This is a genomic window from Deltaproteobacteria bacterium (genome assembly GCA_003696105.1).
Classification (GTDB): Bacteria; Myxococcota_A; Polyangia; order Haliangiales; family J016; genus J016.
Genome location: RFGE01000284.1, coordinates 1 through 8,177, shown reverse-complemented (window position 1 = coordinate 8,177; position 8,177 = coordinate 1). Strand labels below are relative to the sequence as shown.

Annotated in this window: 8 protein-coding genes; 5 read left to right on the top strand and 3 right to left on the bottom strand. The window is 74.6% G+C overall.

What is annotated here, in order from left to right:
• Nucleotides 1-182 precede the first annotated feature (182 nt).
• The 3 genes from D6689_18050 (at nt 183) to D6689_18040 (ending at nt 3,270) form a co-directional block, all read left to right on the top strand.
• Complete coding sequence (locus D6689_18050; GenBank protein ID RMH38972.1) at nt 183-926, top strand: hypothetical protein; 744 nt, start codon at nt 183-185, stop codon at nt 924-926.
• Between the two features lie 31 nt (nt 927-957).
• Nucleotides 958-2,235, top strand: coding sequence for a PEGA domain-containing protein (locus D6689_18045; GenBank protein RMH38971.1), 1,278 nt, complete (start codon nt 958-960; stop codon nt 2,233-2,235).
• A 63-nt stretch (nt 2,236-2,298) separates the two neighbouring features.
• Nucleotides 2,299-3,270, top strand: coding sequence for a TIGR00341 family protein (locus D6689_18040; GenBank protein RMH38970.1), 972 nt, complete (start codon nt 2,299-2,301; stop codon nt 3,268-3,270).
• Nucleotides 3,271-3,276: 6 nt separating this feature from the next.
• Here D6689_18040 and D6689_18035 read toward each other — a convergent pair whose 3' ends face one another.
• The 3 genes from D6689_18035 to D6689_18025 form a co-directional block, all read right to left on the bottom strand.
• Entirely contained in the window at nt 3,277-4,164 is an 888-nt protein-coding gene (locus D6689_18035) for a DMT family transporter (GenBank protein ID RMH38969.1), read from the bottom strand.
• 33 nt (nt 4,165-4,197) lie between these two features.
• Nucleotides 4,198-4,764, bottom strand: coding sequence for a hypothetical protein (locus D6689_18030; protein RMH38968.1), 567 nt, complete (start codon nt 4,762-4,764; stop codon nt 4,198-4,200).
• A gap of 86 nt (nt 4,765-4,850) precedes the next feature.
• Nucleotides 4,851-5,996: a hypothetical protein gene (locus tag D6689_18025; GenBank protein RMH38967.1), complete on the bottom strand. Its 1,146-nt coding sequence runs from the start codon at nt 5,994-5,996 to the stop codon at nt 4,851-4,853.
• A gap of 102 nt (nt 5,997-6,098) precedes the next feature.
• Between D6689_18025 and D6689_18020 the strand changes: the two genes are divergently transcribed.
• Both D6689_18020 and D6689_18015 read left to right on the top strand, forming a co-directional pair.
• The gene (locus D6689_18020) at nt 6,099-7,784 is read left to right on the top strand and encodes a signal recognition particle protein (GenBank protein RMH38966.1); all 1,686 of its coding nucleotides are present in this window, start codon (nt 6,099-6,101) and stop codon (nt 7,782-7,784) included.
• On the top strand, nt 7,781-8,177 hold a 397-nt coding region (locus D6689_18015), incomplete at its 3' end, for a hypothetical protein (GenBank protein ID RMH38965.1). The genes D6689_18020 and D6689_18015, both read left to right, overlap by 4 nt.

Here is an 8,177-nt window from a genome sequence, read left to right as displayed (position 1 = left end):
GTCGCGCCCCCATCCCCCGCCGCGCGCCCGCGCGGCCCGTGGCGCTTGCCCCCGCGTCCGGCGTGGCGACGCGGCGAGGCGGACGGGGGACCCGCGGCCGCCCGCAGTTCCGCAGCGGCCCCGATGCCGCCGGCGCCGCCTCCGGATCCTCGCGCGCTCGGCCCCCACCGCCAGCCGCGAGGATGTGTGAGGACGGCCGCGCGCCCCCGACCGCCGATCGCCCCCTCTGCCGGCTACCCTCGGTCGCGCCCCGCCCCGCGACATCGCCGACGGCCCCCGTCCGCCCGGCGCGCGCCCCGCAGCTGACAGGCCCGCGCCCCCCGGGCGCGCGCCGCGGCGAGGCGGACGGGGATCCGCGGCCGCCCGCAGTTCCGCAGCGGCCCCGACCCCCGGTCGCGCTCGGCACCCACTCCCCGCGCACTCGGCACCCTCCCCCAGCCGCGAGGATGTTTGAGGACGGCCGCGTTCCCCCGTCCGCCGCTCCCCTCTCGACACATCCCCCTGCCGCGACGATGTCCGAGCACGACCGCGTTCCCCGTCCGCCGCGCCCGCCTCGACGCGCACCGCCGCACCGCGCCCCCGTACCAATTCGTTACAATGCCCCCGTGTCGAACCGCCGCTCCCAAGTCCGCCACCCCGTCCACCTCAGCGCGCAACTCCGCCACGGCGGCCAAGCCTACGACTGCACGATCACCAATCTGTCGCTCGGTGGCTGCTTCGTGACGCACCCGGCGCGCCTGCCGCTCGGCACGCGCGTGGAGGTGTCGTTCCGCATCCCCGAATACGAGCAGCCGATCTCCGTCGGCGGCGCGGTGCGGTGGGCCAACGAGTCGGGCGCGGGAATCCAGTTCGACGGCCTGCGCGCCCAGGAAGTGTGGGCGCTCAACAAGTTCTTCGTCCGGTTCACCGTCGAGGCGCTCGAGTGAACGGATGCCATGGCTCCGTCAGCGCGTCGCGATGACGCCGGTCGTGCCCCACCGGACGGTCGCTCGACCAGCCGCGCGCCGCGCACCGTCGCGCGGCGCCGCGACGGTCGCCGCGGTCGCCGCGGCGATCGCCGCGATGACCGCGGACGCGCGCGCCCAGGGCGCCGCAGCCGGAACGGCACCGCTGCCCGTCGCCATCATCGATCTGCGGCCCGGCGATCCCGCGGCCCTGCGCGAGACGCGCGCCCCCCTCGCCGATGCCGTCGCGGCCGTGCCGGGTACATCTCCGATCCGCGACCCGGCGCTCGCCGCCGCGCTCGCCGGCGACGCCGTGGACGCCGCCGCGCGCCAGGCCGCCGCGGCGCTCGACCGCGCGCGCACCGCGTTCGGCGCGCTCGACTGCGCCGCGGCCGCGGCGGCGGCCGACCGCGCGGTGCTCGCCCTGGCCGCGCGCCAGGCCGCCGGCGACGACGTGCGCGCCGAGTTGATTCAGGCCTACAGCTACGCGCTGTCGTGCGCCGGCGACGACGACGCGCGCGGTCATGCGCTGGCCGCGCGCCTGCGCGGCCTCGGCGCCGATCCGCCGCCCGGCGTGCCCGCGCACGTGTGGGCGCGGTACCCGCAGGTGGACGCGACCTCCAACAACTTCGCGGTCCCCGTGTCGATCGCGACCGCCCCGGCCGGCGCGACCGTGTACGTCGACCACGTTGTCGCCGGGGCATCGCCCGTCACCGTGTACCTGCCGGAAGGCGAGCACGTCGTCGCCGCTGCAGGCCCCGCTGGCACCGCCGCCACCGCGCTCACCGTGCGGGGGCGCGCGCCGATGGAGGTTTCCCTGTCGCTCGCCGGGGCGCCGCCGCCGCGTGCGCTCGCCGTCCGCGACTGGGTCGCGGCCTGGCGCACCGGCGACCGCGAGCCGACCCCGCGCGAACTCCATCAGCTGCTCGACGCGGTGGGGGCGCGCATCGCGGTGCTGGTCACTGCGGCACCGGCGACCGGCGTCGTCCGCGTCGAGGCGTGGGCGGCACCGCCGCCGCCGGCCCGCCCCGTCGCCGTCCTCGTCGGCGGCGGCACGATCGACCAGATCCGCGACGTCGTCGCCGTCGCTCGCGCCCAGGTTCTGGCCTGGGACCGCGGCGGACCGACCGTGGCCGCGGCGGCACAGCCGCGACCCGCGACCGACCGCCGCGCGGCCAAGGCGTGGTGGATGTACGCGGCGATCGGCGGCGCCGTCGCGGTGGCCGCCGCGGTGATCGTCGGCTCGCAACTCTCCGGCGACACGCAGGTCGTCCGCATCGTCTATCCGTAAATCGGACGGCGCCGGCGCGCTCGCCGCAGGCGCGGACCGCGCAGTTGGTATCGTCGCCGCGCCATGGCGTATCGCATCCTCAAGTTCTCCTGCGCCGAAGACGACGCGGACGCACTCGAGTCCATGCTCGACGACATCCCCGTCGTCCACGCGTGGGTGCGGCGCGTCGATCGCGACACCGCCCACGCCGAGCTGCTCGTCGACGCGCGCGACGCGGAAACCGCGGTCGACCGCTTGATCGAACGACTCGCGCCGATCAAGTGCTTTCACGTCGCGTCGCTGCCGGTCGAGGCGGTGATGCCCCGGCCTCGCCCCGTGCGCGTGCGCGGTCGCCGCGAACGCCTCGGCCGGCAGGAGCTGTACGCCGACGTCCTGCAGGCCGCGCAGCCGTCGTTCGCGTTCTTCGCGTTCGTCGTCCTGTCGTCGATCGTCGCCGCCATCGGCCTGTTGCGCGGGGACACCGCCGTCATCATCGGCGCGATGGTGATCGCGCCACTGCTCGGCTCCAACCTCGGCCTGGCGCTCGGCACGACCCTCGGCGACGTGCCGCTCGTGGTGCGCTCGGCCGGCTCGGGGCTCGCCGGCGGTGCGGTCGCGCTCGCGCTCGCGCTCGCCGCCGGCGCGATCTGGGGCGCGGATCCCACCGCGCCCGCGATCGCCGCGCGCACGCACGTCGGCTACGAAGACGTCGCGCTCGCGCTCGCCTCCGGCGCGGCGTGCGCCCTGTCGGTCACGACCGGCATGTCGAGCGCGCTCATCGGCGTCATGGTGGCGGTGGCGCTGCTGCCGCCGACGGTGACGCTGGGCATGCTCGCGGGCGCCGGCCACCTGGCCGCCGCCGCACGGGCCGCGCACCTGGTCGCGATCAACCTGATCTGCGTGAACCTCGCCGGCGTCGTCACGTTTCTCGCCCAGGGCATCCGGCCGTTCGGCTGGTGGGACGCCGCCCGCGCGCGCCGCGCCACGGCGATCGCGATCGCCGCGTGGACGACGCTGCTGGCCGCGCTCGTCGCGCTGCTTGCGCGCGCCGCGTGAGCCGCGTCATGCGGTCGGCGCGGCGCCGCGGCCGCTGAACCCGACCGCGATGCCGGCGAGCACGACGGCGCCGCCGGCGGCCGCGAGCGCGGGCGGCGTCTCCCCCACCACGATCCAGGTGAGCAGCGCCGCGCCGACCGGCTCGCCGAGGATGGCGAGCGACACCAGGTGCGCGGGGGCGCGCCGCACGGATACGTTGAGCAGCGTGTGCCCGAAGGTGGAGCATACAACCGCAGCGCCCGCGATCGCGGCATAGACGTGCCATGCGAACCCCGTGATGCGCACACCCGCGACCGCCGCTGCGAGTGCGAGCACACCGGCGCCGAACAGGTTCACCACCGCGAGATACGGCACCAGATCCATCGCCACGCGCATGCGCCGGCCCACGATGTAGTACGCAGCCGCCAGCGCGGCGCCGGCGAGCGCGAGCGCGTCCCCCGCCAGCGCGCGGGGATCCGCGCGCCAATCACCGCCCGCCACGATGGCGGTGCCGGCGACCGCGATCGCGATGCCGGCCGCCTCGCGCGCGCCGACGCGCTCGCGCAACAGCCAGTGTCCCAGCGCCGCCGCGAACACGGGTTGCAGTGCGACCAGCGTCACGGACGACGCGGTCGACGTGAGGTACAGCGACTCGATCCACGTGCCGAAGTGCGCCCCGAGGCACACGCCCGACAGCGCGACGAGCCCGCGCTCGCGCGCCGGCAACGCCCACCACCGCGCGAGCGCGCGCGGCGACCACGCGGTGAGCAACGCCGCGGCGATCGCGAGCCGTCCCGCGGCGACCGCGAGCCCGGATGCCGGCGCGGCGAGCCGCACGAACAGCGCGGCGAACGACACGGCGACGACGCCGGCAACCAGGGTGAGCCGCGGCACGGCCGCCGAGCATAGAGCGATTCTCGCGGCGTGGGGAGACTCCGCGCGCCGGCGCTACTGCGCGGAACAGTCGAACGCGGGATCGTTGTACTTGGCGAACGCGAGGTCGAGGAACGTCGCGATTGCCTGGCGGCGCTCGGGCGAGAACGTGTAGGTCGGCGAATGCCGATCGCTGCCCTCGGTGGCGAGCCACGACCCGGACGAGAACCCCCGGAAGCATCCGGCGCCGTCGTCGACCGGGCGGACCAGGCCGAGCACGTAGGGCCGCGTGCGGGTGGCGTCGAACGTCGCCTCGCACCGCTCGGACAGCAGCACGCCGCCGGTGCCGTCGGCGTGGCAGGAGTTGCACTGTCCCAGCGGCGTCGGTTGCGACGGCACCGCGCACATGCCCGCCGCCTGCCAGTCGGCAAATGCCATGCACGCACCGAAGCGTTCGAGGAAGGCGTCGACCGTCACGCACGGCGGCGCGTCCGGCGCCGCCGCGTCGACGACGGGCGGCGGCGCGGCGTCCCAATCGACGAAACCCGCGTCCGCGTCCCCGTCATCGTCGTCGCCGAAGTAAAAGTGACAGCCCGTGGAGCCGGCCGCGAGCGCGGCCGCAATCACCATCGCGCGCATCATGTCGCCAGCGTAGCACCGCCGCCGCGGTGAGCACGCACCGACGGACCGCCGCGTGATCCGGCGCACGCCGCGACCGCGACGGCCCGTCAGCCCCCGAGCGCCTGGCCGCCGGCGAACGTGAACACCGCCGACGTCTGTTCGCCCCACGGCGTGAGGATCGGCCGCATGTCCTCCGGCGGCACGTCGTCGAACGTCGTGGCATCCCAACCGACGGCGTCACCGGCCTCGATGTGCAGCTCGAAGCCGCGCGCGCGCCGCCCGCGCCGCGCCCCGCGCGGCACCAGCCGCCAGCGGTTGGTGAGCACGCGGTCGCCGAGTTGCTTGCGCACCTCGGCGGCGAGCGCTCGCACCAGATCTCCCGTCGGTTGCAGATACCACACGGCGAGCACATCCCGGCTGCCGCCATTGCCGTACTCGCGATGCACCGTGACGATCGCGTGGCGGCCGGTGCCGTCGAGGTCGACCACCTGCGCGTGGAGCACGTCCTCGGGCGAACGCACCGGCAGCGCGACGTAGCGGTACCCGCGCGTGACGACGCCGATGACGCGCCCACCGATCACGACCCGCTCCACCCCACGTTCGCCGTCGAGGTCGACGAGGCGGTCGACGCGCACGTCGCGCCGGCGCAGGCCGGCGGCGCGCAACAGCGCCACGTAGGCGTCGGTGGCGCCGGCGAACCGCAGCGTACCGGCGAGGGCTGGCGCGCCCGCGACCGGGCGGTCGCCGCGATCGCGGTAAGCGGCAGAAAACGCCAGCTTCGGCGTGTCCGGCCCCCACGCGCGCACGAGCGCCAGCGGCGCCGCGATCTCGACCGCCCAGCCGCGGCGCTGCGCCGCGTCGGCGATGCGCACGGCGGCCGGCGCGCGCTTGCCGTTCCAGCGATAGACCGGCGGGAACCCGCGCGTGCCGGGCAGCACCGAGATCGCGGTCCACCACCGGTCGGCGCCGATGCGGACGTCGAGGCGGTCCTGGTTGGCGCGCGCGGGGTTCGGACTCGTGCGCACGAGGTCCGGGTCCGCCACCTCGACGGCGAGATACAGCGTCCGCTCCGAGTGCGCGCACCGCACCCGGACGCCGTCGCCGCGCGCGGCGATGCCGGCCCAGTCGTCCAGCAGTCCGTCGGCTTCGAGTGCCCCGTCCTCGACGAGCGCACACTCGACTCCGGCGCGGGGAGCGCCGGCCCGCGCGCCCGCGGGGCTCCACAGCGCCAGTGCGGCCGCGATCGCGGCCATCCGTCTGCAATCGGTCACTCGGTCCTCCCTCGTGGTCTCCTCGGCGGTGACGTGTTATGAGACACCACTTCCGCCAAACCGATTCCAGAAAGTTCATTCGCCATGTTCGACACCCTCTCCAAGGGATTCCGGGCAGCTCGGCAACGCCTGTCGGGCGTGGCCGAGCTCACCGACGACGTCATCGACGAGGCCCTCCGCGACATCCGGATGAGCCTCCTCGAGGCCGACGTCGAGTTCAAGGTCACCAAGCAGTTCCTCGACCGCGTGCGCGAGGCGGCGCGCGGCGAGCAGGTGCGCCTCAAGGCCAAGTCGAAGGAATACGGCACGGTCAAGATCACACCGCAACAGGCGTTCGTCAAGATCTGCCAGGACGAGCTCGTCGCGATGATGGGCCCGGTCGACACCGAGTTGCGGTGGGCCAAGAAGGGGCCGACCGGCATCATGGTCGTCGGCCTGCAGGGCTCCGGCAAGACCACCACCGTCGCGAAGCTCGCGCGCTACCTGCAAAAGAAGCACAACAAGAAGCCGCTGCTGGTCGCGGCCGACGTGTACCGGCCCGCCGCGGTGGACCAGCTCAAGACCCTCGGCGAGCGCCTCGACATGCCGGTGTTCTCGATCGAGGGAGGCGACCCGGTCGACATCTGCGTCCAGGCCGTACAGGAGGCGCGCAACAGCGGACGCGACGTCGTGCTGTTCGACACCGCCGGGCGCCTCGCGATCGACGAGCCGCTGATGCAGGAGCTCACCGAGATCGACAAGGCGACGCAGCCGGCCAACATCTTTTTGGTCATCGACGCGATGACCGGTCAGGACGCGGTCAAGACGGCGGCCGGATTCAACGAGCGCCTCAACCTCGACGGCGTGATCCTCACCAAGCTCGACGGCGATGCGCGCGGCGGTGCGGCGCTGTCGGTCAAGCAGGTCACCGGGGCGCCGATCAAGTTTCTCGGCGTCGGCGAGTCGCTCGACAAACTCGAGGAGTTCCGGCCGGACGGCATGGCGTCGCGCATCCTCGGCATGGGCGACATCGTCGGTCTGGTCAAGGACTTCGAGGAGGTCGTCGACGCCGAGAAGGCCGAAGAGGACGCGGTCCGCATGCTCAAGGGCAAGTTCGACATGCAGGACTTCCTCGAGCAGATCCGCATGATTCAGAAGATGGGGTCGCTCAAGGACCTCATGGGCAAGCTGCCGTTTTTCCCCGACGGCCTGCCCGACGAAGCGAACCTCGACGACCGCGAACTCGTCAAGATCGAGTCGATGATCAACTCGATGACGATGCAGGAGCGCCGCAATCCGTCGGTGTTCGTGAAGACGTCGTGGGAGGAGATCACGTCGAACGCCGGCAAGAAGGCCAAGCGCCGGCGCGCCGATTACGACCCGTCCCGCGTGCGCCGGATCGCGGCCGGCTCCGGGCGCAGCGAAGCCGATGTCAAGGAGCTGCTGCACAAGTTCGCGATGATGCGACAGATGATGGTGCAACTCGGCGCGAGCACCGGCCTGATGGGCAAGATCCCGGGGCTCAAACAGTTCCGACAGATGAAGCGCCTGTCGGGGCTCGACCTCGGCGCGCTGATGGGCGGCGGGCCCGGCGGCGCGCCGGCGGCCGCGATGCCGGGGCTGCCGGGTGCGATGCCGCAGATGCAGGTGCCGGGGATGCCGCCCGGGTTCACGCCGCCGGGGACGCCGGGCGGCGGGGCGAAGCCGACCAAGGCCGCGGCGCGCAAGAAGGTCAAGGCCAAGCGCAAGGCGGCCAAGCAGGCGCGCAAGAAGGCGCGCAAGAAGCGGTGACGCGGCGCCGCGCGGCGCGCGCCGCCGGGGCGGTCGCCGAGACGCGCGTGCGCGCGCCCCGGACGCGCGGCGCGCGCCTGCGCGTGGCGGTGGCGTGGCGGCTTGCGGTCGCGTTCGCGGCGGCTGCCGGGTGCGGCGGGCCGACTCGTCCGGCCGCGCCCGGCGCGACCGCGCGGCCGCCGGTCGCCGCGGACGCGGCCGGCGGGGCGCCGCTGGCACCGGCGGCCGTGGACGCCGCGCCGACCGCGGACGCCGGCGCGACCGCCGCGAATGGGCCGCGCGCGCGCTGCGAGCAGCTCGTCGACCATCTGGCCGCGGTCGCCGTCGCGGACGCGCCGGCCGACCGGCGCGACGCGGCGCGCGACGCGCTCGCGCACCGGCGCGGCGACCTCG

Coding starts and splice junctions, on each gene's coding strand:
- D6689_18020 (RMH38966.1), top strand. CDS start 6,099: ATGTTCGACACCCTCTCCAAGGGATTCCGGGCAGCTCGGCAACGCCTG.
- D6689_18050 (RMH38972.1), top strand. CDS start 183: ATGTGTGAGGACGGCCGCGCGCCCCCGACCGCCGATCGCCCCCTCTGC.
- D6689_18025 (RMH38967.1), bottom strand. CDS start 5,996: ATGGCCGCGATCGCGGCCGCACTGGCGCTGTGGAGCCCCGCGGGCGCG.
- D6689_18045 (RMH38971.1), top strand. CDS start 958: ATGACGCCGGTCGTGCCCCACCGGACGGTCGCTCGACCAGCCGCGCGC.
- D6689_18030 (RMH38968.1), bottom strand. CDS start 4,764: ATGATGCGCGCGATGGTGATTGCGGCCGCGCTCGCGGCCGGCTCCACG.
- D6689_18040 (RMH38970.1), top strand. CDS start 2,299: ATGGCGTATCGCATCCTCAAGTTCTCCTGCGCCGAAGACGACGCGGAC.